Below are 23,514 nucleotides of genomic sequence, written 5' to 3' on the forward strand. Positions count from 1 at the left end.
TGACTCTCTTTTTTGTTTATCTAAACTTTGAAACAGTTCTTTATTATGATTCTTTTTCTTCTTCCAATTCCACTTCATGACGAAGCTGAGCTTTGTAAAGCGTAGCATAGTATCCATTTTTATCCAGAAGTTCAAGGTGTTTTCCTTCTTCTACAATTTTACCATGTTCCATCACAATGATCTTATCCGCTTTTTCAATGGTGGAAAGTCTGTGAGCAATAATAATGGATGTTCTGTTTTTGGTAATTTTTTCTGTGGCTCTCTGAATCAGCTTTTCACTTTCGTGATCAATGGAAGAGGTTGCTTCATCCAGAATTAAAATTTTCGGATCTGATAAATAAGCTCTCAGGAAAGACAACAGCTGTCTCTGCCCTAAAGAAATGGACGAACCTCTTTCACTCACTACATAATCATATCCGCCAGGAAGCTGCTGAATAAACTGATCTACTTCAATTTCTCTGGCACCTGCTTTTATTTTCTCCAATGTGATGCTGTCATCTCCAAAAGCAAGATTTTCGAAAATACTTCCGTGGAAAAGGAAAACATCCTGCAATACTACCCCGATGTGACTTCTCAGGTTATACAATTCATAATCTTTTAAATCCACATCATCAATCAGAATATTTCCGGAGTTGATATCATATAATCTTGTAATCAAACTGATAATAGTAGATTTCCCGGCACCTGTTGCTCCTACAATCGCTACTGTTTCTCCCGGATTTACTTTAAAATCAATTCCTTTCAGTACTTCCTGCTTTTCATCATACGCAAAATGTACTTTCTGGAATTCAATTTTTCCTGCAAAATGATCTTTCTTCACCGTTCCGTTATTAAGCATTGAGTTTTCCTCATCCATCAATCCCAATACTCTTTCTGCTCCTACAATTCCTCGCTGGATATTATTAAAACGGTCTGCAATCTGTCTTAATGGACGGATCAGCATTGAAATATACTGGATAAAAGCAATCACCACTCCGGCACTGATCGTAATATATCCTCCATAGAAAAGAATAAAACCAATGAATAATGAAGAAATAAGTTCCACTACAGGAAAAAACAGTGAGAAAATAAATACAGTTCTCAGCAATGCTCCCTTCAGCGTAATATTGATATCATCAAATTTTTTGAACTCAGATTCCTGTCTGTTGAAGACCTGAATGATTGACATTCCTGCCAGTCTTTCCTGAACAAATGAGTTTTGATTGGCTGTCCAGTTTCTTTCATCTCCGAAAGCTTTTTTCAGTCTTTTCTGAAAGAATCTTGTAATCAATACCATTAAAGGTAAAATAGCCAGTGTAATATAACTCAGGTGAACATTGGTGCTAAACATCATCACCAGTACAAACAGAATTCTCAGAATATCTCCGAATACCATCAGGAATCCATCTGTATATACTGTAGCAATGGTTTCCACATCTCCTACAGCACGCGTTACCAACTGACCAATTGGCGTTTTATCAAAAAATGAAGTTTTGAAATAAATCAGTTTAGCATATAAACGCTCTCTGATATCCCTGATCACATTCTGCGAGATGAAATTTGAAAAATAAACCAGGAAAAAGTTTAATATAGTTTCTGCAAATACCAATCCTACAAGGATATAGATATGCTTCATCATCAAAGCCTTATCATGGAGCTTTGTAATGTCATTATCCACCACCTGCATTGTAAGATAAGGCCTATAAGTAGAAACGATGGAAAGGAATATGGAAATAATAAGAGTAAGGATGAACCAAGAACGAAACTTCATTCCGATAAAGAACAGCCTTTTTATAATTCCCCAGGTATCTTGTTTTTTCATTGTACGAATCGAAAGAAAGAATTAAAATAAAATTCTATGCAAAAATAAGACTTTATAACCGGACTGCCTTTACAACTTTTGCAAATCGTCATAGAAAATATAAGATACCTACCATTTACAATATGAATATATTAAGCATTTTTTTGTATCCAGCCCAGAACATATTCTGCTACTTCTTCCCAATTTTTTTCTCCACAGATGAAATGACTTCTCCCTGCAAATTCTTTAAAATCTACAATACTGTTCGAATCTTTATAAGCTCCCGCAATTTTTTTTGAAAATTCAGCAGGAAAAATTTTATCATTAGAGCCAGCAATAAACAACAGTGGCTGATGGGGTTTCTTTAGATCTAATTTCGCAGAAGCTTTGAGTAAAGGATCTCTTGCCAGTTTTCGACTTTCGGGAGCAGCTACCTTTTCATACAATTTATCACTTTCTTCTTTAGAATAATTATTAAAAAAAGCTTTGTGATACCAATCTTTCGTTCCTAAAAACGGGCTGTTTCCTTTGAAAAAGTTAACCACCGGCCAAACAATTTTTACTGTAGAAAAAGGAGCCATTACATTTTTTGGAGGTGCTCCATCAATACTTACTCCGGCTGCAGCTTTTCCCATATCAATCAGCTTCTGAACCATAAGTCCTCCAAAAGAATGGCCGATAACAATAGGTTTTTCAGGAAGGCTGTCAATCAGTTTTACAAGATTATTTACGGTATCATCAAAGCCTACATGTCGCAATTCCTGAGGGATATTGTTTTTTAAATTCACAGGATCTCCTTCATGTCCCGGATTGGAAGGCGTATGCACGGTATACCCCTGAGCTTCAAAATAGGTTTTCCATTCTTTCCAGCTTGTATTATTCACAAATAATCCATGAATTAATACGATAGTTTTTGTTTTCATATTTTTTACTTTTTTGTATTGTTAAAATGATGAAACAAATTTCCGCAGATAAAACGACGAAAACTTTAACTCAGGTTAAAATCGTACTATTTCCCTGAAATTCTTTTCCTTATCCTACTCAGAGAAGGTCCCTGAATGCCCAGATAAGAAGAAATATGATACAGCGGAACATTGCTGAAAATATCCGGATGCTCTTTCATAAGATCCAGATAGCGTTCTTCCGGAGACTTTAATAAAAACCCCTCTACCCTTGTCATGGTAATATTAAATGCTGCCTGTGCCATAAGCCGTCCGAATTTTTCCCATTGATGCGACTGCTGATAAAGCGAAAGTAAATCAGTATGTCGGATAAAAATAATGGAGGCATCCGTAAGAGCCTGTGTAAAATAATCACATGGAATCTGATTCAGAAAACTTTTAAAAGGAACAACAAAGCCATTGGCAGAATACAGAAAAACATTCTTCTCTTCTCCGGTATCTCCATTAATAACGTAAGAACGGAAAACTCCATCAACGATAAACCCCAAATAAGAGCAGACATTTCCCTGAAGATTATAAAAATCTCCTTTTTTATATTCCTTAGGAAGCCAGAATTGTTCAGACAATCTGAAATCTTCTTCTGAAAGTCCGGCAAAATGATGTAATGCGAAGGCTAGTTTTTCAATTTCAGTCATGATTATTTTTTTAGTATCCCTTACATTATTTAAAAATAATCTTATTTTCTGATACTAAAAAGAGAAATGTTACTGATCAATAGCCTTCCCTATTTCTTCAATTTCGATGGTTTTTGCCGGTCTTTCTTTTATAAACTTATTTTCAAGGAGTTTATAAACACCCCAAACGGCAACAATAGAGATTAGCCAACCTACGATATTCACTCCGGAAAATCCTGTATAATTTACATTATCTACGGATTCAGGATCTGTTATTCCCAAATACACACCGTAACTCATCCCTAACACAATCTGGGTTCCCAGATAAATTCCAATAGCCAAAACACCGTATTGCCATTTTGTTTTTCCAAATCTTTCGGCTAATTGTGCATAATATCGGTAAGCACCGATAAGAATAAAAATTGATAACATGATTATTATTTTGTTTTTAGTTTTTATTTAAAATCGTATCCCACATCCACCAGATACAGCCCGTGTCCCGGAGCTGAAGTACCTGCAGCATTGCGGTTTTTATCTTCAATTACTTTACGGAGATCTTCCGGTTTCAGCTTTCCTGTACCAATTTCTACCATCGTTCCTACAATAGCACGAACCATATTTCTGAGAAAACGATTGGCTGAAACGGTAAATTTCAGTTCTGTTCCGTTCTGCTCCCATTCTGCTTTGTACATTTTGCAGATATTGGTTTTGTTGTCGGTTTTTAATTTTGCAAAACTGGTAAAATCTTCATATTCAAAAAGAATCTTACAGGCTTCGTTCATTGCAACAATATCCAAAGATCTTTTCCAGTGCTGCCATGCAGATTCCTGGGTAAACGGATTTTTTTCCAGTGAGATATAATATTCGTAGGTTCTGTAAGTTGCATCAAAACGGGCGTGAAAATCATCTTTTACCGGAAAAATTCTTTTAATGGAAATATCAGGTGGAAGAAAACTGTTCAGCCTGCGTGTAAGCTGGTCGTCCAGTTCTTTTTCAGTATCAAAATGGGCAAATATCTTTTTGGCATGAACCCCGGTATCAGTTCTTCCCGCTCCTGTTGTTTTAATCTCTTTGCGCAAAATTGTAGACAGCGCTTTTTCCAGTTCTTCCTGCACAGAAATGGCATCCGGCTGTATCTGATAGCCGAAATAATTCTTTCCGTTGTAAGAAAATTCAATAAAGTATCTCAATGTATTGTAATAACTCCACAAAAATACTTTAATTTAACGAAATATTTGTTGAAAAGTCTTTGAGAATATTACACCAAATGCCTATGAAAATTCCTATTTTTGCAATCGTATGAAAAGATGGTACCTTTATCCTTTTTCCCTTGGTTATCATTTGGTAACGGGTATCCGGAACACAATGTATGATCTGGGAATTTTTAAGTCGACAAAATTCAAAACACCGATAATCAATGTCGGAAACCTTTCTGTGGGCGGAAGCGGAAAGTCACCTATGGTGATGTATCTTGCTCAGTTCCTATCCAAACATTACAGAACCGGTGTGCTTTCACGAGGCTATGGAAGGCTGACCAAAGGTTATGAAGTAACCAATTACGAAAGCAACTACAAAATGGTGGGTGATGAAGCCATGCAGCTTTTTGAGCGTTTTAAAAACCGTTTTGTTATTGCCGTTTCGGAAGAACGTGTTCCCGGAGCTAAAAAAGTAATTGATGATATGGATCTTCAGGTTCTTGTATTGGATGATGCCATGCAGCACAGAGCTATTAAGGCTGGATTCAATATTCTGATGACTGATTTTAACGATCCTTTTTTTAAAGATTATGTGCTTCCTGCCGGAGACCTCAGAGAATCGAGAGCTGGATATAAAAGAGCCAATATCATCATGGTCAGTAAATGTCCTGATGAACTGACAGAGGAAACAAAAAGGTATTATATTTCAAGAATAAGACCTTCCTATGGGCAGAAAGTCTTCTTTTCATCCATCGGCTATGACGAAAATGTGTACGGAAAAGATAAAATGCTTCCGGATAACAACCTGAATTATTATGATATTTTACTGATCACCGGAATTGCGAATCCTAAACCACTTCTGGAACATCTGGCCAAATTCTCAAAAAGGGTGAAACATTTAAAATTCAGGGATCATCATAATTTCACCGATGATGATATTAAAAAAATCCTTGCCGAATACAAAAAACTGGGAGAATATAAACTGATATTAACCACAGAGAAAGATTATGTACGTCTGAAAACTTTTGACTATCTTAGAGAAATTGTTTACTACTGGCCTATCAATGTACTTATTGATAAGAAAGAAGAATTCAATCAAATCATCTTGGATTATGTTAGAAAAAATTAAAGAGACCGCGGATTTTATTAAAAATATTATTCAGGAAACTCCTGATTTTGCGGTTGTTTTAGGATCCGGACTGGGAAAATTACAAAATGAAGTAGAACCCATCCATATTTTAGAGTACAAAGACATTCCTCATTTTCCACAAACTACAGTGGCCGGACACACCGGAAAACTGATTTATGGAATATTGGAAGGAAAAAAAGTACTGATGATGAGCGGCCGTTTCCATTATTATGAAGGACATTCAATGGAAACCGTTACTTTCCCGATAAGAGTTTTTCATCTGCTGGGAATTCAAAATCTTATTCTTTCCAATGCCTGTGGCGGAGTAAATCCGGCTTACAGCGTTGCTGATATTGTTATCCTGAAAGATCACATCAATATGATGCCTGAACATCCTCTTCGTGGAAAAAATATAGATGAACTTGGACCACGTTTTGTGGACATGAGTGAGCCTTACAACAAAAAAATGATTGCTGTGGCTGAACAGGCAGCAGCAGAACATAACATTAAAATTCATCAGGGAGTTTACGTTGCCCTGCAGGGACCCACTTTTGAAACTCCGGCTGAATACGGAATGATTAAAGCTATTGGTGGGGATATGGTAGGAATGAGCACGGTACCCGAAGTCATCGTTGCCAGACATATGGAAATGGATGTTTTCTGTATTTCCGTAATTACAGATCTTGGCGGTCCCGATGTAGCGTTTGCCGTTTCTCACGAAGAAGTTTTGAATGCCGCCAACAAAGCAATGCCTAACGTAATTTCTGTTGTTAAAGGTTTGATTAAAAACTATCAGTAAAATCGTCCAGCATTACAACTGGAAGTCTCAATATTCCTCTCTACTGGAGAGGTGGCGAAAATTCAATAGAATTTTTGACGGGGTGGTTTTTACATTCCCACTCTCCTACCTCATAGAATACATCAATATTATAAATTTTTACTAATTCCAAAGAAATCAATCCCAGATTGCCATTCATTGTTTAGATTTGTACAAATGAAATTGTTCAAGATGAGAAAGTTGATATTAATTTTTATGATGGGTATTTTTGGGATAAGTTATTCGCAAAAAGTCCCAGCAGTCCTGAAAACAGGATTTTCAAAAGAAGCTTTACAACAGAAACTGGAAGATGAAAATGGGAAAACCATTACCATCCAGCAGATTCTGAATCAACATAAAGGAAAAGTTTTAGTCATTGATTTTTGGGCAGGATGGTGCAGAGATTGTTTAAATGCCCTTCCAAAAGCTAAGGAATTAGAAGAAAATAACAAGAATATTGATTTTGTATTTCTATCATTAGACCGTTCAAAAGAAGGGTTTGAAAAAAGTCTTGAAAGATTTGATATGAAAAACAAAGAAAACTATTGGTTTTCTACAGGCTGGAAAAATGATTTTAACAATTATGTGGATCTTAACTGGATTCCCAGATATATGGTTATTGATCAGAAATCTTCTATTGCAAAATATTATGCAATTTCCCCCGAAGACCCAGAACTTCAGCAAACTATTGACAAGCTTTTAAAATAATTGTCATTTATTTTAATCTGAAAAAACATAAAAACTCATTGAAAATCATCAGATTTCAATGAGTTTTAAAATTTTATTTATTTAACACCATGATCACAAGAGAAGCTACAGAAAAGGATTTAGAAATTCTTTTAGAATTTGAACAGGGAGTGATTACTGCTGAAAGACCTTTCAACAGTACACTTATTGAAGGAGAGATCCATTATTATGATTTAAAATTTCTGATCCAATCTTCTGACGCAAATGTAATTGTTGCTGAAGAGAATAATGAAATCATTGCATCCGGGTATGCTCTGATTAAAAAGTCGGAAAAATATTACAACCAATTTGAAAAGTATTCTTATCTGGGTTTTATGTATGTAAAGCCGGAACATAGAGGAAAAGGAATCAATAAAGTGATTACCGATGAACTCATTTCCTGGTCAAAATCAAGGGGAATCAGTGAGGTAAGACTTGATGTATATGCTCAAAATGAATCTGCTATCAAAGCTTATGAAAAGGCAGGTTTTGAACCTCATCTTCTCACCATGAGACTGAAATAGTAAAAGGCTGGAAGATCGAAGCTGGAAGTAATTTCAGTGCAATTAATAATTACTTGTTCTTTAAATTAATTTTCAATAAATGACATTCAATTTTTATATTGTCCTCATTAACTTCCTTTCCCAAATTCAGACTTACCTTCTTAAAATAATTTACCATAAATAAAGGAATCCATATCTTTGTATATGGATTTTTCTTTGCCTCTTCGTAAAATTATTCATGTGGATATGGATGCATTCTATGCTTCTGTGGAGCAGCATGATAATCCTACATTGAAAGGCAAGCCGATTGCTGTAGGAGGCCAGCATCGCGGGGTCGTTGCAGCTGCAAGTTATGAAGCCAGAAAATATGGTGTTCGCTCTGCAATGCCTAGTAAAACAGCCAAAGAAAAATGTCCTCAGCTTATTTTTGTTCCTCCCCGATTTGCCCGATATAAAGAAATTTCAAAAAAAATCCGGGAAATTTTCTATGAATATACAGATCTGGTAGAACCCTTATCTCTGGACGAGGCCTATCTGGATGTCACTGAAAATAAAAAAGGAATGGAATCTGCCAATCTGATTGCCAAAGAAATTCGTCAGAAAATCTTTGAACAGACTGGACTTACGGCTTCTGCAGGAATTTCCGTCAACAAATTTTTAGCTAAAGTAGCTTCCGATATTAATAAACCGAACGGCCAGAAAACCATCCATCCTGATAAAATGGAGCACTTTCTGGAAGAATTGCCTGTGGAAAAATTTTATGGTGTAGGAAAAGTGACGGCTAATAAAATGTTTAGTTTAGGAATTTATAAAGGAAAAGATTTAAAGAAAAGATCACTTGAAGATCTGATCAAAATTTTCGGAAAGTCTGGCAATCATTATTATAATGTGGTACGCGGGATCCATACTTCTGAAGTAAAACCTCATCGGATTCAGAAAAGTGTGGCCGTGGAAAGAACATTTTTTGAGGACCTTTTAGATGAGCAGCAAATCAATGAAAAGCTGGAAAGCCTTGCAGAGGAAATTCATCAAAGATTACAGAAACATAATATTCTTGGTAGAACTTTAACGTTAAAAATAAAATATAAAGACTTCTCTCTTTTTACAAGAAGCATCACAAGGGAAAATTATTATTCATCACCAGAACAGTATTATAACACAGGGAAAAAACTTTGGGAACTTCGTCCTTTTGATAAAGCTGTGCGTCTGCTTGGATTATCTCTCTCCCAACTGAATACGGAAGAAAAAAAGCAGGTTTCCGTTCAACTAAAAATCCCGTTTGAGGAATTTGAAAATGAATAGGTGATATTTTTTTGCTAACTTGTATGAACCAAATCAGCAAATCTATGAACCCAACCATGATCCAATTTTTCCACTGGTATTCTGAAGGAGACGGAAAATTGTGGAAAGAAGCCGAAAAGCAGGCCAGATATTTAGCAAAACTTGGAATTACCTCTGTATGGTTTCCTCCTGCCTACAAAGGGACAAATGGTGGTTATTCTATTGGCTATGACGCCTACGACCTCTATGATCTTGGAGAATTTGATCAAAAAGGAACCATTCCTACCAGATACGGTACAAAAAATGATTATACTAAAGCCATTAAAGCTTTAAAGAAACAGGGTATACAGGTTATTGTAGACATTGTTCTGGGACATAAAGCCGGAGGTGATGAACTGGAAAAATTCAACGTTGTAAAAGTAGATGAGGAAAACAGGGAAAAAGTAATTTCTGATGTTATCGAAATAGAATCTTACACAAAATTCACGTTTCCCGGAAGAGGAAAAAAATATTCTGATTTTGAATGGAACTTTACCTGCTTCAGTGGTGTGGATTATGCTGAAGGGATGGATTCTCATATCTATAAAATACAGTCAGAATATGGAAATGACTGGGAGGAAATGATTGATGATGAGAAAGGAAATTACGATTATCTGATGTATAACGATATTGAACACCGGAATCCTTTTGTACGGGAAGAGCTCAACAATTGGGCAAAATGGTATTTTGACCAGACAGATTTCGATGGGGTAAGACTGGATGCTTTAAAACATATTTCTTTTGATTTTTATAAAGAGTGGCTTTCTCTGCTTCGTTCCAATTCCGGAAAAAATATTTTCGCTGTAGGAGAATACTGGGCTCCGGGGTATCTTCATCTGCTTCAAAAATATATTGAAGTAACGGAAGGCTGTATGAGTCTTTTTGACAGCTCCCTGCAGAACAATTTCCACAACGCCTCAAAAGAAGGCGGTTCTTATGATCTCCGAAGAATTTTTGATGAAACCCTCACTCAGGCAGATCCTATGCATGCTGTAAGTTTAGTTGCAAATCATGACACACAACCTCTTCAGGATCTTGAAGCTCCTGTAGAACCATGGTTCAAACCTATTGCTTACGCCCTTATTTTGTTGAGAAAAGACGGCTATCCATGTGTATTTTATCCCGATCTCTATGGAGCTCATTATGTGGATAAAGACAGAGAAGGTAATGATCAGGAAATTTTCATGCCTAAAGTAGATGGCATTGAAGCGCTATTAAAAGCAAGAAAAGATCATGCTTATGGTGAGCAACATGATTATTTTGAGGATGCCAACTGCCTTGGCTGGATACGTACGGGAGATGATGAACATAGCGGATGTGCTGTTGTTCTAAGCAATAAAGAGTCTTACCATAAGCCTATGGAAATGGGAACATTGTATGCCGGGAAAAAATTTAAAGACCTTTTGAAAAGATGTAAAGATAAAGTGATCATTGACGACAACGGCTGGGGAAATTTCCCTGTTCCGGCAGGAAATGTAAGCGTCTGGATTCCTGAATAAGAATATATTCTCATAAAATAAAAAGGCACATTGACCAGATAATCAATATGCCTTGTATCTATCAGTATATCAAGCTGTATTTTAGCAATAGATATATCGGCAATTCCAGATATCTATGGCCCACTCGCAACATTGCCCGTCTTCGTTGGAAGTACAGCATACTTTGCCCCAGTTTAAATCTCCGGCTTTTAAAGTCTTCAACTCTTCACGGTTAAGTTTTCTTACTTTGAACTCTTTTTTCGTTTTCATAATGATTATTTTTTATGGTTTAGTTATTAAATATACATTAAAATTTACAATTATGAATAAATAACACACACCAATCACACGAATAAGTATACATAATTCATATAAAAACAAACAGATATTAAAAGAATGATAACCACCCCGTCAAAAATTCTTTGAATTTTTGCCACCTCTCCAAAGGATGGGAATGTTTATGCCTCCAGTTGGGATAATTGTTAAGATTAGAGATGTTATAAGCTTGCTGTATAACTACATTTTTCTGAGTTCCAGAATTTCGGGTCTTTCGGAGGTGTCAGCTATTTTTCCGGTACGGGCAAATTCCGCCCAGAGAGCTCTTAATTTTTCACCATGCTCATGAATACGGCTCCATGGAATATCTTTCAGCAGTTCGGATGATTTCCAGGCTGATTCATTTCCAAAAATCAAAGGAAGATCAATACAATGTGGTGCTCCGATAGGGTTGTCTTTCAATTTTGAATGAATTCTGAAGAGATAGACATTTCCTCCTGCATCTGCCAGATTATGAGCAAATTGCTTTGCGGGATTTCCATAGATCAATGCTGTTGTTTTTTCCACCGTTTTATCCATAATTTTTAAACCGAATCCTTTTCCGAAATATTTATTTAAAGCTTCAGAGGTTTTAAGATAAAATGCCGTTTCATCATTATTTAAACCAATCAGAACATCAAATTTTTGAGCATTTTTTTTCCACATATCTACAGACTCTTCTTCTGTACACAAAGGGAAATATCCGTATTGAGTTCCAAAAGGCATTGCTGCTTTTAAGCCATATCTTATCACAGAGGGTACAAATTTCCCGTATTCATCCATCATTTTTAAAACATCAGTTTCATCCTTCAACAACTCTGTTTTTTTAAGAAATTCCGCAGACATTTTCTGTCTTTTATGACGAAGCCCCAACGGAGCACTCTGTATAATCACCCGCTGAAATAAATCTTCTATTCCTTCTGAGATCATAAGATGGGCAATAGCATCACCTCCTGAAGACTGGCCGAGAAGGGTAATATTATTTTCATCACCTCCTACCTCTGCGATATATTTTTTAATCCATCTCAATGCTTCAATCATATCCAGCAGTCCAAGATTCGCAGGTCTTTTTTCATCTCCTCCCAGGAAGCCAAAAAGTCCCAAACGATAGGAAACCGTAACTACGATGATATGTTGTTCTTTCACCCATTCGGCAGGATCGGCAGTGGCAAGATCACCACAGCCTATTTCATGAGAGCCTCCATGAATCCAGACTACAACAGGTAATTTTTCATTTTCAGATATGATTTCCGGACGGGTTATGGAAAGGTATTGCGTAGCTTCATCAGCCTCGAAACTTTCAACAGGAGTTGCCCCTATCATTTTTTCCACAAGCGGACTTAAAGACTGTGGACAGACCGGAGTTTTTTCAGGAGAAGTAATAAGTGATGAAGAAGAATACTCTATAGAAACAGGTTTTTGAAACCTCTCAGAATAGGCATAGCGAATACTTTTAATTCTGATTACTCCATCATCTTTTAATGCGATAATTCTCCCGAAACGAGTCTCGAAAATAGTGGTGTTCTGCTGATTTGGTGTCATCTTTAGAATGGTGAAAACTTTTCTCTCTAAATTTAGTTATTTAAACACAAATTTCACAATTATTATGGTGTTATTCATGTTAAGAATCTAAAAATAGTTTAAACACAAATTGCACAAATGAAAACACAGATTTCCACGAATTATCATGGTGTTATTTGTGAAATAATTTAGTGTTATTCGTGTTTAAAAATCCAAAAATAATCTAAACACAAATTGCACAAATGAAAACACTAATGTCCACAAATCATTATGGTGTTTTTTTGAAACAATGAGTATTATTCGTGTTAAAAAACTTAGTTCAGGATTTTATACTCACTCGGAGAAATTCCCACTTTGGTTTTAAAAAGTCTTGTAAAATGTTGTGGATATTTAAAGCCTAAATCATAAGAAATTTCGCTGATTGTTTTTGCCTGATCCAGAATCTGTTCTTTGGCGATATCAATAAGTTTGTTGTGAATAAATTCCTGAGCGGAAATTCCCAGTTCTTTTTTGATCAGATCTCCGAAATAATTGGCAGACAGATTCAGTTTTTCTGCAAAATAATTGACCATTGGGAAACCTATATTTTTTGGATTTTCAGATTTTAAATAGTCATCTACCAGATTTTCAAATTTCCCGATGACTCCCTGATTGATATGATCTCTTGTAATAAACTGGCGGTCATAAAAACGCATGCAGTAATTCAGGAACAGTTCAATATTATTAACAATTAAAGATTTGCTGTGTTTATCAATAGCCTGCTCCAGTTCCAGTTTAATATTTTTAAAACAATCCAGGACAACTTCTCGTTCTTTTTCAGAGAGGTGGAGCGCTTCATGTACATCATAAGAGAAAAATGAATAGTCTTTCATATTCTTCCCTAAGTTGGTTCCTTTTATTAAATCCGGATGAAAAATTAATGCAAATCCTGCAGGCTGAACATGTCTGCCTTTATTATAAATTCCATAGGTCTGCCCCGGAGCAATAAAAACCAATGTCCCTTCCTGGTAGTCATAGCTGTGTTTTCCATACTGCATGTCTCCGCACATAACATCTTTCAGGAAAACGGTATAAAACCCAAATTTTCTTTTATACTGACAGATAGGATCGGATTTGGAAAAATCAATCACACTCACCAAAGGGTGCAGCGTTTCATGATTGGCCATTTTATTATATTCCGAGACAGTATTATAGATTTCAACCTCCTGATTTTCCATGAAGTATATTTTTATTACTATTCAAAATTACCACTTTCATTTGTAATTAAAATGAGGTCTGTAAAATTGGTAAGTAATTCGGTAATCTGTATAAGTCTGGTTTAAGTGAAAGTTTCGACTTTTGTACCGTTATGGAAACTTTTAATACCAACATTTTTCCAAAAGGAGAAAAGGCTTCCCCAGATTATTTTTCCGGCGGAACAGCGTGGGTTCATATCCTTAAACCCAACGAAGACAATTTGAACTGTCAGATCGGAAATGTGATTTTCGAAGCAGGATGCAGAAATAACTGGCATTCTCATGGAGGCGGGCAGATTTTAATCGTGACCTCAGGAACAGGATTTTATCAGGAAAAAGGGAAACCAGCACAGGTTTTAAACCCTGGAGATGTTGTTAATATCCCTCCGGATGTTATCCACTGGCATGGAGCAGCTCCTGATAGTGCGTTTACCCATATTGCCATCAATCCTAATACCCAAAACGGAATCGTAGAATGGATGCAGCGTGTAACGGATGAAGAATATAATAATGTATAACCCTAAATAAACTAAATATAAAATGAGTACAATCACAGTAAAAGCTTATGGTGCAGCGTCTACCACAGCAGATCTGAAAGAAATGAATATTGAAAGAAGAGAAGTAACCTCAAAGGATGTAGAGATTGAAATTCTATACTGCGGGGTATGCCACTCTGATCTTCATACAGCAAGAAACGACTGGGGCGGATCTTTGTATCCTGTAGTTCCGGGACATGAAATCGTGGGAAGAATCACAAAAGTAGGAAGCGAGGTTTCCAAATTTAAAGTGGGTGATCTTGCAGGAGTAGGATGTATTGTAGATTCCTGCGGGCATTGTGACAGCTGTCAGCATGATCTTGAACAATATTGTCTGAATGGTTTCACAGGAACATACAATGGGAAGGACAAGCATTTGGGAGGTCATACTTTTGGAGGATATTCTCAAAAAGTAGTAGTAGATTCTCACCACGTTTTAAAAGTACCTGAAAATCTTGATCTGGCAGCAGTAGCTCCACTTCTTTGTGCAGGTATTACCACATGGTCACCTTTAAAACACTGGAATGTAGGTCCTGGTTCTAAAGTGGCTGTTGTAGGATTAGGTGGCCTTGGTCACATGGCGATTAAACTGGCTAAAGGGCTGGGAGCTGAAGTTACCTTATTCTCCAGAACTCCGGGAAAAACTGAGGACGCTAAACAATTGGGTGCTGATCATGTTGTGATATCTACTGATGACGCACAAATGGATTCTGTAAAAGGGAAATTCGATGTGATCATTGATACGGTTCCTTATGTACATGATGTAAATCCGTATGTAACTACTTTAAATATCAACGGAACGCATGTTCTTGTGGGATATCTTGGAGGTTTAGAACCTATCCTGAATACGGTTCCTATGATTATGGGAAGAAAATCTGTAGCAGGTTCAGTAATCGGTGGTATTGCAGAAACTCAGGAATTACTGGATTTCTGTGGAGAGCACAATATCGTTTCGGAAATCGAAATAATCAAAATGCAGGACATCAACGAGGCATATGAAAGAATGCTGAAAAGCGATGTAAGATACCGTTTCGTTATTGATATGCAGTCTTTATAATTCTTTTACAGAATAGTAACAGAAACAGGCTCTTCAGATCGAAGAGCCTGTTTTATTTTTTCAGATTTTGGCTAAAAGCATTCTGATCCTGATTCGTTATATATCTGTTTCCTTCAGCACATTGGTTATCATTTCTTTCCATATCCTGAAAAGCCCATGCTGCCATAGCATCAATAACGGGAGCCAGTTCATTACCGGCTTCACTCAGTTTATAAGTCACATGAGGCGGTACTACAGGTTTTGCCGTCCTGATAATTAATCCATCAGCTTCAAGCTGTTTTAGATGCTGGATAAGCATTTTTTCCGTTACGGCAGGAATTGCTTTTTTCAATTCGCTGTATCTTTTTTCTCCTGTGGAAAGATTAAACAGGATGATTGGTTTCCAAAACCCGCCAATTCTTTCCATAACATACATTACAGGACAATCCTGCACTGTTTTTTTATTCTCCTGAATGGTTGAACTTTCTTTGATCGCTGTCATATCTACATACTTTAGGGTAAGTACTTGTATAAAAGTAAGTACAAATATAACTTTGTTCTCAGAAATAAAAAAATATTTACATATGAAAATTATAATCACAGGATCACTGGGAAACGTAGCTAAACCATTAGCACAACAATTAATTGCCGAAGGGCATAATATTACGGTAGTAAGCAGCAGCGATGCCAGAAAACAGGATATTGAATCTCTGGGAGCAACGCCAGCTATAGGATCTATTACAGACGTCAATTTTTTAACGCAAACATTTGATGGAGCCGATGCTGTTTTTGTCATGACTCCTCCGGCTATCAGCCCGGATAAGATTGTAGAAAACACGACCAATGCAGGAAAAAACTATGCTGAAGCTTTAAAAAATGCCAATGTAAAAAAAGCAGTAATGCTCAGCAGTGTAGGAGCAGAATCTCCGGTAGAAAATGGCCCTATTGCAGGTCTTCACAATATTGAAAAATTATATAATGAAGTGGAAAATACCTCTTTTACTTTTTTAAGAGCCGGATATTTTTATAATAATTTTTTCAATGATATTCCTTTAATTCAAAATGCAGGAATTATTGGAGGTAATTATCCTGCAGGTATTGAAGTGCCTGTGGTACATCCCAATGATATTGCCAAAGCAGCCGCTGAGGAACTGGTAAAAAACGGAAATACCAATACAATCAGATATATTGTAAGTGATGTAAGAAAAGCTTCTGATTTTGCAAAGGTTCTGGGAACTTCTGTTAATAAGCCTGAACTTCCATGGATAGAATTCTCTGATGAAGAGTCTTTAAACGGAATGCTTCAGGCAGGTTTACCGGAAGATATGGCCAAACTGTATGTTGAAATGGGAAGAGGAATGAGAACCGGTGTTGTACAAAAGGGTTTTATTGATAATGGTTCTCCCGTAACAGGAAACATTAAGCTAGAAGATTTTGCGAAGGAGTTTTCTTCTAAATTCTAATTTTCTTTTTGTCTTTTCAAGATTGATAAAAATGAGTTTCGGCGCACCAAAGGTGCGCCGAAACTCATTTTTTACTATTATATTTTAAGCCTTAAGAATTATTTCTTCTCTTTCAGGGCTTCTTTTAAAACTTTCAGTTTTCCGTCAATGGGCTGATCTATTTTTAATCCTAAAACCTCAGCAACCAAAGGATAAACATTGATGTTCGCAAATTCATCGATCACCAGATTATTTTTAAATTCCGGTCCCCATGCAAAGAAAGTAGCTTTCATTTCCGGAACTACTTTAGGATTGTAGCCGTGCTTTCCAACAGATGTTTTCTTTCCTTTTTCCAGAAAAATCTTTGGTGCTTTCGGGATCAGAAGAATCTGCCCTATTCTGTTGTACTGGTCATCTCTTGTAGCGAAATGCAGATATCTGGGAAGTTTTTTATCAAGATATACTTCGTAGTCGTCTGTTTTATTAGCTCTCAGTTCTTTGTAAACTGCTTTTACCTCATCGGGATTTTTAACGTAAACTCTCAGCAAGGTCTGGGAATTGTAAAAATCAAATCTGTTTTTATCAAAAAGAACAGCAGGAATCTCCAACGGTGTACCTCCGTCTACTTTGATCATTCCGTGATCGGAAACAAAAATAAAGTTGACATTTTTTAATCCTAAATCATTTACTTTCTGAACAAGATCACCAATGGCCTGATCTATCAGATGAACAGCATTCTCCGTTTCTTTGGTATCCGGACCATAATGATGTCCGCTTCCATCCACTTCCGGGAAATATAATGAAATAAAGTGAGGCCTTTTATCTTCCGGTAATTTCAGCCAGTTGACTACTTTTTCTACTTTTTCGGAAGGGGTAAATTTTTCGTGATACGGATAATAATAAGTAGGTCTTATCCCTCCTGCATCGCTGGCAGATCCTACCCACATTAAAGAAGCTGAGATCATTCCCTGCTTTTCAGCAAGTCCCCAAAGCGGAGTTCCTCCATACCAGCTTCCATCCTCAGCATTTTTTTTACTACTCATTGCATAGCCTTCTTTTCTCTTGTAATCGTAGAAAAAGTTATCAATCAGGCCATGGTGAGAAGGATAAAGTCCGGTGATTAAACTCCAGTGGTTCGGGAAAGTAATACTTGGATAACTTGGAATCATTGCTTCAGCCTTTACTCCACCATTAGCTAGTTTCAAAAGGTTTTCAGCATTGTATTTCTGAGCATAATCATAACGGAAACCATCCGTTGATATCATGATCACATAAGGTTTTGACTGTGCTTCAGTGCTATTTTGCCTTCCCGAGATAACTACCTGGGCAGTATCAATATTCGCTTGTTGTGCAAAAGCCGTAAAGGAAATTAGCAGGAGTAAAAAATGGATTCCTCGCTTCATTATTTTAAAATTTTCTGCAAAGTTACATCCTATACTTCTGCCTGAAAAGTTTAGGAGATTAAAAGTATATTAAAACCTCTTATTTTGTTTGAGTCAAAATTAATCCCTGCTAAATAGGTCTTTTCATTTCAAACTGTGACAGCCAATTATTCAGTCCTACTCTTTCGCTAAGAAACTTACCTGTATTTTCTGAGGAATCATCCACATTGTTCAAGGCTACAGGCTGTCCGTTATTTTTTTCTCTAATTGCATTAAACAACTTTGTACCTATTCCCTGATTTCTGTAATTCTTGTCTACAGCAAACTGATATATTTTTCTTGAAACAGGACCATAAACAATATATCCAACCAGATTTTCACCTTTATAAGCACCTAAAGTCACATAGTTTTCCGGCATAGGTTCCAATACGAAAACAGATCCTTGCCATGAAGGTTCAATATCCCAGAATGAGCATAATACATTCCATTGAAAGTCTTTCAAGTCTCGTATGGATACTTCAATATTTCCTTTTTCATGTTTAATATTTCCATTAAAGCAAAGCAGTCTTCTGACAATTGTAAATCCTAAATTTTCATAAGCTCTGATAGCAGGCTGATTTCCTTCGATAACTTCAAGCAATAATGTATTGGCATTTCTTTCTTTTAAAACAGGAATGATAAAATCGTACATTTTTCTTACCAGGCCTTTACCTCTGTTTTCCGGAACTACTCCTGTTCCGCCATTGTAAATAATTTTCTCACCATTTTCAATTTTTTCAGACTGAAGAATAAAGCCTACCAGTTTTCCATCTTCAAATGCTCCGGCAGACAAACTAAGATCTAATTTTTCTGCAGCAATTTTTGAAACAAGTACTTCTTTCGTTAAGTGAAAAGGAACAACATAATCAGAAAATGAATGATTGAACACGGATAAGAGTTCATCTATTGTGATATTAGCTAACGTTTTAAATTCCATTGGTCGTAAAAATTGTAAGGTCAGGAGACTTCCTTTTGTTAAGAATCAGGATATACACAAATATATGAATTTTAAAGCAAACTCCCTGAAATTGGGACTTTAAGAAAAAAAAGATACCTCTGAAAAGTCAGAGGTATCCGTTTTAAAAAATATTTAGGTGTGTTTTTTCTGAAAAATTATTCTTTAATCAATTTTTCGTAAGATGTAGTTCCATCTTTCAATATGATTTCAAAATAATAAATACCAGATTTTAAATCTCTGATACTAATACTTTCTCCCTCAAGTTTTACAGATCTTACTTTTCTTCCGGCAGATTCATAAATATCTACAGATTTTATTTTATCAGCATTTTTTAAGCTTACGGTTTCTTTAGCAGGGTTTGGATAAAGAACTATTTTCTTGCTCTCTAAAGCTGTTTCGCTAGTTCCTAGAGTCGCAGCAAAATTAAGAGCTGTAGTACCACAGCTGTTAGAACCGTGATAACCAATCGTAAAATTTGATAATCTGCGTCCATAAGTAATATCGAGAGGACTTGTAGGAGGAACAGTAAAGGCATAATCATTCACATCACCTGTGTTTAAAGCTCTTGTAGCAACTACAGTACGGACACTTCCTACAACCGTATTGGATGTTACAGTCCAGTTTTGAGTTCCATCCAACGGCGGAACCACACCCTGTCCATTAAATGTTCTGTCACTTAAATTCGTCCCGTCAAAGATTACGACATCCTTTCCGATATCATCCATATTTGTGGTATTAAAAGCCATTCCAAGCCATCCTGTAGAAGGCCCTACAAGGGTAAGGGTAACTAAAGAAGGGCTAAGGTCTATCTTAACTGAATAAGCCAAATCTGTTCCTCCTGGTGTAGAAAAAAGAGGCACAGTTCCTGTCGAATATTGACTTTTTACATTTAAAAAAGCAAAAAATCCGATCAATAATACGAGTGTAGTTTTTAATTTCATATGATCAATTTTTTAATAGGTTAATAATATCTTGGTTTTTAGAAAATAAAGCATATTCAAAAACAGTTTTTCCCTGTTTATCTGATAATGTTTTATTGGCTTTATTTTTTAGTAACAGTTCAACCATTTCTTTGTTTTGAGACTGAACAGCATATATCAATGGAGTTACTCCACTGCTGTTCGCTACATTTGGATCAGCATTGTTCTGTAATAATTTCTGAGTAAGATTTCTATCTCCTTTAAATACAGTAGCCGTTAAAGCAGTTCCTTCCCCACTTGCATAATTCATATTTTTAACGTGTGTAATTAAAAATTCAGCAACGGGAATATTTCCTCTGTAACATGCTAAAATAAGGGGTGAAAATCCGTTCTCGTTAGTTTGGTTAATGATATCAGGATTTTGTTTCATCAGTTGCTGTACATCAGCCACTGTTCCGCTTCTGGCAATATCAAATATTGATTTAGCCTTCTCCTGAGCAGACAACCATGAACTCAGGAATAGTCCTAATATTAAGATTATATTTCTCATTGTTTTACCATTATGTAGTTGTATTCGATATTGACGTTTTCAGCCACTTTTTTGGTTACCATTTTAGGAATGGTTACTTTATAATCTACAGGTCTTGCTATAAAGCCTCCTTGCATATAGATTTTTCCATCTTTTGCATATAAAATAGCAGCAGAGGTAACAGCTTTATCTACTCCATGAAAGTTTAGTGTTCCCTGAACTGTGTATTTCTGAGGGCTTGCAGTAAGCTTTGTTTTATCAAAGTTGACAATCTTTCCTTTGAAAGTGGTTTTCGGATATTTTGCAGATTCAGCATAGCTTTCATTGAAATGTTCTTCCATTAATTTTGTTTTAAAATGAAAGTTTTTGACATTTGAGACTGATGCCATTTCACCATTATCTGCATTGAGAATAACAACATTGTTGTCATCCTGAGCAAAAATATCATCAAACAGAGGAACCGAAGCTTCAAAAGTCACTTTCCCTGTTTTGGAGCTATATTTTTGTGCTGAAGCGTAGCCTGCAGAAAGAAGTAATACGCTTAATAATGCTAATTTTTTCATATCATTTTTTTTAATTTTCATTTAATCCGTCAGCCTTCCATTTGATAAACATATTGATCTGAGCTGCAGATAGAGATCCTCCCTTTGGCATTTTCTCCGGATCACCATTAGGCCTTTGGATACGATCCAGAATTCCGTCAATATTATTTTTTACCTGATCATAGGTAACCAGAGGTTTAAAACTTCCTGCAGAATGACAGCCTGCGCAGCTGTTATCCATAATGGGTTTTACATCAGCTGTATATTTTACAGGTGCCGTGATAGGTGTATTATCAGAAATCTCTTCATAAGTTCTGCTGTCACAAGCCATCAGTATGATTGCTGATGACAATACTAATAAGGATGTTAGCTTTTTCATATTAAAAAACTCTATAAAGATTAAACCCAAAGAAAATATGTCCCTTTCCCCATGCGCCTGTAGCATTGGTAAGATATCCGATATCTGAATTTATCTGGGAGTTTGTGAGTAAAAGCTGGAACACGTGTCCTCCTGTTTCTATATCTACTCCCAATGATAAAGGGTTTTTATAAAAACTGTGATCGTCAAAATTCACAAAGTATTCTGCATTTAAAGAAACTCTTTTTGAGATTTTGTAGCGCCCTCCCAAGCCTGCCAGAAACTGATTTTTGTTTTCAATGGTAGGTTCATAAAGATTTTTATGAACAAAGGAAGGAGTAAGCTGTAAAGAAAGCTTATCATTGAATCTTCTTGAGATCAATGCCTGTGTAAGGTAAGAAAGCCTGTCACTGAATTTTAAGTGTGGATAAGTATCTTTATCCAGTTCAGTATTAGCACCCATTACATTGTACCCCACAATATCCACCGGAAAGTTTTCACTTTGTTTTACCAGTCTGTATTTCACTGCTCCTTCAAAGGTTTTCATATTTGTTTCTCTGGACAGGCTTACAGATACCGCATCTGAAATACCATAGATAGCGCCTAATTTGGTTGAGGCATTATCCAGTCCGAAAAAATCTTTAAATCCTGCACTTATATCCCCAAATCTATGGGCAACAATCATGTACCATTCTTTTTTGGCGGCAAGTTTTGTAGATTGCCCTGTTACAATCTGAAGGGCTTTGAAGGCGGGTTGTGAGGTTTCTGTATTGGTTTTAACAGTGTCAATATCTTTCAGCAGATCTTCCTGTGCAAAGGCAAGACCTGAAGAAAACATTGACAAAAATAAGAGAGTTTTTGTCATATACAATTTGAATTAAATTATGATATAACAAACTTATTGAGTTCTCAATTCAAAAATAGGTGATAAAAGTCACCAGTCAAATTGTTTTTATCAATGATAGAAATAAAGTTTTCAAACAATTGAGATTAGACGATTCTAACATTTTCATTTACAGGAACTTTTATTCCTTCTTTAGTCTGAACAATTTCACCTTCGCTTTCAATTTTTTTCAAAACCCGGCTCACAACTTCTCTGGAAGTTCCCAAACTATTGGCAATTTCACGATGGGTAATCTTAATAGGATTGTTTCCTGTGGATGAAATCTGTTGTTTGATATAGTTCAGAACCCTCTTATCCAGTCTGTGAAAAACAGCATCATTCACCATGTTCATCACTTCTGAAAATCTTCGGTCATATTCATGGTAAAAGAGTTTATTAATCTCCGGAAATCTGGTAAGCCATTCGTGCATGATTGAAACGGGAATCAGAATGGCTTCTGAATCTTCTTCTGCAACAGCATATACCCTACTGATATAATCTGTCAGAATAGATGAAAAGGTCATCAGACAACTATCTTTCGGTTTGATATAATAGTAGATCAGCTCTCTACCATCATTGAGGGTAAAAACCTTGATAGAACCTTTTATTAAGAAAGGGACAAACTTATTTTTCTGTCCTTCTCTTATAATTTCAGTCTTTGCTTTTATATCAATAGCAACAGCATGTTTTTCAAGCTCAGATAAAAATTCGGCACCTAAAAAGCCAAATTTACTTACAGCGAACGAGTTATCAATCATATTTTATATTTTCTGCTTTTTCTCAAACAAAGATATAAAATTGATATATCCTTACTACACATTTTTATCTTATTAAACAAAATTAACAATTTGACAAATTTTAATTATCTTTCCTTAAAGTGCAAAAAAAATGTCCTGGTAAAAACCAGGACATTCTTTATTTTATTGTAAAAGAAATCTTACGCTTGAACGTTGTTTCCTCCTAATACGAAAGGCTCAACTTCTTTGATTTCTCCGAACTGCTGCTCGTAGTTAGCGATGTTCTGTTGAAGAGCACTTAATACTCTTTTAGCGTGAAGTGGAGCAAGAATTACTCTTGATCTTACTTTAGCTTGCTGAACACCTGGCATCAACTGAATAAAGTCTACTACAAATTCAGATGGAGAGTGGTTTACTAAAGCTAGGTTAGCATAGATACCAGCAGCTACCATTTCGTTTAATTCGATGTTGATGTTTCCGTCTTGTGGATTTTGATTGTTGTCCATTGTTATAAATTATGTTTTTAAAATTCGAAATTTGAGATTGTGAAAATATA

At 36.0% G+C, this 23,514-nt stretch carries 27 protein-coding genes; 9 read left to right on the plus strand and 18 right to left on the minus strand.

The features are described from left to right. Positions 1-43: 43 nt before the first annotated feature. The 5 genes from BUE84_RS20105 to truA form a co-directional block, all read right to left on the minus strand. Entirely contained in the window at positions 44-1,801 is a 1,758-nt protein-coding gene (locus BUE84_RS20105; RefSeq protein WP_079243238.1) for an ABC transporter ATP-binding protein, read from the minus strand. Positions 1,802-1,932: 131 nt separating this feature from the next. Further along, positions 1,933-2,703 (minus strand): alpha/beta hydrolase, encoded by a 771-nt coding sequence (locus BUE84_RS20110; protein ID WP_079243239.1) that lies wholly within the window; start codon positions 2,701-2,703, stop codon positions 1,933-1,935. Positions 2,704-2,789: 86 nt separating this feature from the next. Then, positions 2,790-3,377, minus strand: coding sequence for a Crp/Fnr family transcriptional regulator (locus tag BUE84_RS20115; protein ID WP_034696189.1), 588 nt, complete (start codon positions 3,375-3,377; stop codon positions 2,790-2,792). A 69-nt stretch (positions 3,378-3,446) separates the two neighbouring features. Next, on the minus strand, positions 3,447-3,788 hold the full coding sequence (locus BUE84_RS20120) for a hypothetical protein (protein ID WP_079243240.1): 342 nt from the start codon (positions 3,786-3,788) through the stop codon (positions 3,447-3,449). Between the two features lie 23 nt (positions 3,789-3,811). Continuing rightward, entirely contained in the window at positions 3,812-4,546 is a 735-nt protein-coding gene (truA, locus tag BUE84_RS20125) for a tRNA pseudouridine(38-40) synthase TruA (protein WP_079243241.1), read from the minus strand. Positions 4,547-4,655: 109 nt separating this feature from the next. Here truA and lpxK point away from each other — a divergent pair, with 109 nt between their 5' ends. From lpxK to BUE84_RS20155, 6 genes are all read left to right on the plus strand, one after another. Continuing rightward, on the plus strand, positions 4,656-5,681 hold the full coding sequence (gene lpxK, locus BUE84_RS20130) for a tetraacyldisaccharide 4'-kinase (protein ID WP_079243242.1): 1,026 nt from the start codon (positions 4,656-4,658) through the stop codon (positions 5,679-5,681). Continuing rightward, entirely contained in the window at positions 5,665-6,480 is an 816-nt protein-coding gene (locus BUE84_RS20135; RefSeq protein ID WP_079243243.1) for a purine-nucleoside phosphorylase, read from the plus strand. The genes lpxK and BUE84_RS20135 overlap by 17 nt, the downstream gene beginning before the upstream one ends. Positions 6,481-6,690: 210 nt before the next feature. Then, positions 6,691-7,206 carry a TlpA family protein disulfide reductase gene (locus BUE84_RS20140; protein ID WP_079243244.1) on the plus strand — a complete coding sequence of 172 codons (516 nt, stop codon included), beginning with the start codon at positions 6,691-6,693 and terminating at the stop codon, positions 7,204-7,206. Positions 7,207-7,295: 89 nt separating this feature from the next. Continuing rightward, positions 7,296-7,748: a GNAT family N-acetyltransferase gene (locus BUE84_RS20145; RefSeq protein WP_079243245.1), complete on the plus strand. Its 453-nt coding sequence runs from the start codon at positions 7,296-7,298 to the stop codon at positions 7,746-7,748. A gap of 183 nt (positions 7,749-7,931) precedes the next feature. After that, the gene (gene dinB / locus BUE84_RS20150; RefSeq protein WP_079243246.1) at positions 7,932-9,029 is read left to right on the plus strand and encodes a DNA polymerase IV; all 1,098 of its coding nucleotides are present in this window, start codon (positions 7,932-7,934) and stop codon (positions 9,027-9,029) included. A gap of 23 nt (positions 9,030-9,052) precedes the next feature. Then, on the plus strand, positions 9,053-10,546 hold the full coding sequence (locus BUE84_RS20155) for an alpha-amylase (RefSeq protein WP_238594300.1): 1,494 nt from the start codon (positions 9,053-9,055) through the stop codon (positions 10,544-10,546). An 81-nt stretch (positions 10,547-10,627) separates the two neighbouring features. Here BUE84_RS20155 and BUE84_RS24495 read toward each other — a convergent pair whose 3' ends face one another. The 3 genes from BUE84_RS24495 to BUE84_RS20165 form a co-directional block, all read right to left on the minus strand. After that, entirely contained in the window at positions 10,628-10,795 is a 168-nt protein-coding gene (locus BUE84_RS24495) for a hypothetical protein (protein WP_158521389.1), read from the minus strand. A gap of 246 nt (positions 10,796-11,041) precedes the next feature. Beyond that, positions 11,042-12,382 (minus strand): carboxylesterase family protein, encoded by a 1,341-nt coding sequence (locus tag BUE84_RS20160; protein ID WP_079243247.1) that lies wholly within the window; start codon positions 12,380-12,382, stop codon positions 11,042-11,044. Between the two features lie 293 nt (positions 12,383-12,675). Next, positions 12,676-13,578, minus strand: a complete 903-nt coding sequence (locus BUE84_RS20165) for a helix-turn-helix domain-containing protein (protein ID WP_079243248.1) — start codon at positions 13,576-13,578, stop codon at positions 12,676-12,678. Positions 13,579-13,709: 131 nt separating this feature from the next. Between BUE84_RS20165 and BUE84_RS20170 the strand changes: the two genes are divergently transcribed. Together BUE84_RS20170 and BUE84_RS20175 are read left to right on the plus strand one after the other, a co-directional pair. Further along, positions 13,710-14,114: a cupin domain-containing protein gene (locus BUE84_RS20170; protein ID WP_079243249.1), complete on the plus strand. Its 405-nt coding sequence runs from the start codon at positions 13,710-13,712 to the stop codon at positions 14,112-14,114. A 22-nt stretch (positions 14,115-14,136) separates the two neighbouring features. Beyond that, the gene (locus BUE84_RS20175) at positions 14,137-15,189 is read left to right on the plus strand and encodes an NAD(P)-dependent alcohol dehydrogenase (RefSeq protein WP_079243250.1); all 1,053 of its coding nucleotides are present in this window, start codon (positions 14,137-14,139) and stop codon (positions 15,187-15,189) included. A gap of 52 nt (positions 15,190-15,241) precedes the next feature. Here the strand turns inward: BUE84_RS20175 and BUE84_RS20180 are convergent, their stop codons facing one another. After that, the gene (locus BUE84_RS20180) at positions 15,242-15,670 is read right to left on the minus strand and encodes a winged helix-turn-helix transcriptional regulator (RefSeq protein ID WP_079243251.1); all 429 of its coding nucleotides are present in this window, start codon (positions 15,668-15,670) and stop codon (positions 15,242-15,244) included. An 82-nt stretch (positions 15,671-15,752) separates the two neighbouring features. Here BUE84_RS20180 and BUE84_RS20185 point away from each other — a divergent pair, with 82 nt between their 5' ends. Next, positions 15,753-16,631 (plus strand): NAD(P)H-binding protein, encoded by an 879-nt coding sequence (locus tag BUE84_RS20185; RefSeq protein WP_079243252.1) that lies wholly within the window; start codon positions 15,753-15,755, stop codon positions 16,629-16,631. 98 nt (positions 16,632-16,729) lie between these two features. On the opposite strand, the gene BUE84_RS20190 is transcribed toward BUE84_RS20185, so the two are convergent. The 9 genes from BUE84_RS20190 to BUE84_RS20230 form a co-directional block, all read right to left on the minus strand. Beyond that, entirely contained in the window at positions 16,730-18,013 is a 1,284-nt protein-coding gene (locus BUE84_RS20190) for an ectonucleotide pyrophosphatase/phosphodiesterase (protein WP_079243253.1), read from the minus strand. Positions 18,014-18,122: 109 nt separating this feature from the next. Further along, a complete protein-coding gene (locus BUE84_RS20195; protein WP_079243254.1) occupies positions 18,123-18,968 on the minus strand; it encodes a GNAT family N-acetyltransferase in 846 nt (281 codons plus the stop codon). Between the two features lie 176 nt (positions 18,969-19,144). Beyond that, the gene (locus BUE84_RS20200) at positions 19,145-19,930 is read right to left on the minus strand and encodes a T9SS type A sorting domain-containing protein (RefSeq protein WP_079243255.1); all 786 of its coding nucleotides are present in this window, start codon (positions 19,928-19,930) and stop codon (positions 19,145-19,147) included. A 4-nt stretch (positions 19,931-19,934) separates the two neighbouring features. Further along, positions 19,935-20,459 carry an ankyrin repeat domain-containing protein gene (locus BUE84_RS20205; RefSeq protein WP_079243256.1) on the minus strand — a complete coding sequence of 175 codons (525 nt, stop codon included), beginning with the start codon at positions 20,457-20,459 and terminating at the stop codon, positions 19,935-19,937. Continuing rightward, positions 20,456-21,001, minus strand: coding sequence for a YceI family protein (locus BUE84_RS20210; RefSeq protein ID WP_079243990.1), 546 nt, complete (start codon positions 20,999-21,001; stop codon positions 20,456-20,458). The genes BUE84_RS20205 and BUE84_RS20210 overlap by 4 nt, the downstream gene beginning before the upstream one ends. A 10-nt stretch (positions 21,002-21,011) precedes the next feature. Next, positions 21,012-21,359: a hypothetical protein gene (locus tag BUE84_RS20215; protein ID WP_034693212.1), complete on the minus strand. Its 348-nt coding sequence runs from the start codon at positions 21,357-21,359 to the stop codon at positions 21,012-21,014. A gap of 1 nt (position 21,360) precedes the next feature. Then, positions 21,361-22,203, minus strand: coding sequence for a DUF5777 family beta-barrel protein (locus BUE84_RS20220; RefSeq protein ID WP_079243257.1), 843 nt, complete (start codon positions 22,201-22,203; stop codon positions 21,361-21,363). A 125-nt stretch (positions 22,204-22,328) separates the two neighbouring features. Further along, positions 22,329-22,979 carry a Crp/Fnr family transcriptional regulator gene (locus BUE84_RS20225; RefSeq protein ID WP_062675830.1) on the minus strand — a complete coding sequence of 217 codons (651 nt, stop codon included), beginning with the start codon at positions 22,977-22,979 and terminating at the stop codon, positions 22,329-22,331. A gap of 179 nt (positions 22,980-23,158) precedes the next feature. Next, a complete protein-coding gene (locus BUE84_RS20230; RefSeq protein ID WP_027375539.1) occupies positions 23,159-23,464 on the minus strand; it encodes a DUF3467 domain-containing protein in 306 nt (101 codons plus the stop codon). Between the last annotated feature and the right edge of the window lie 50 nt (positions 23,465-23,514).

Origin of the sequence: Chryseobacterium indologenes (assembly GCF_002025665.1) — a bacterium.
Lineage (GTDB): Bacteria > Bacteroidota > Bacteroidia > Flavobacteriales > Weeksellaceae > Chryseobacterium > Chryseobacterium metallicongregator.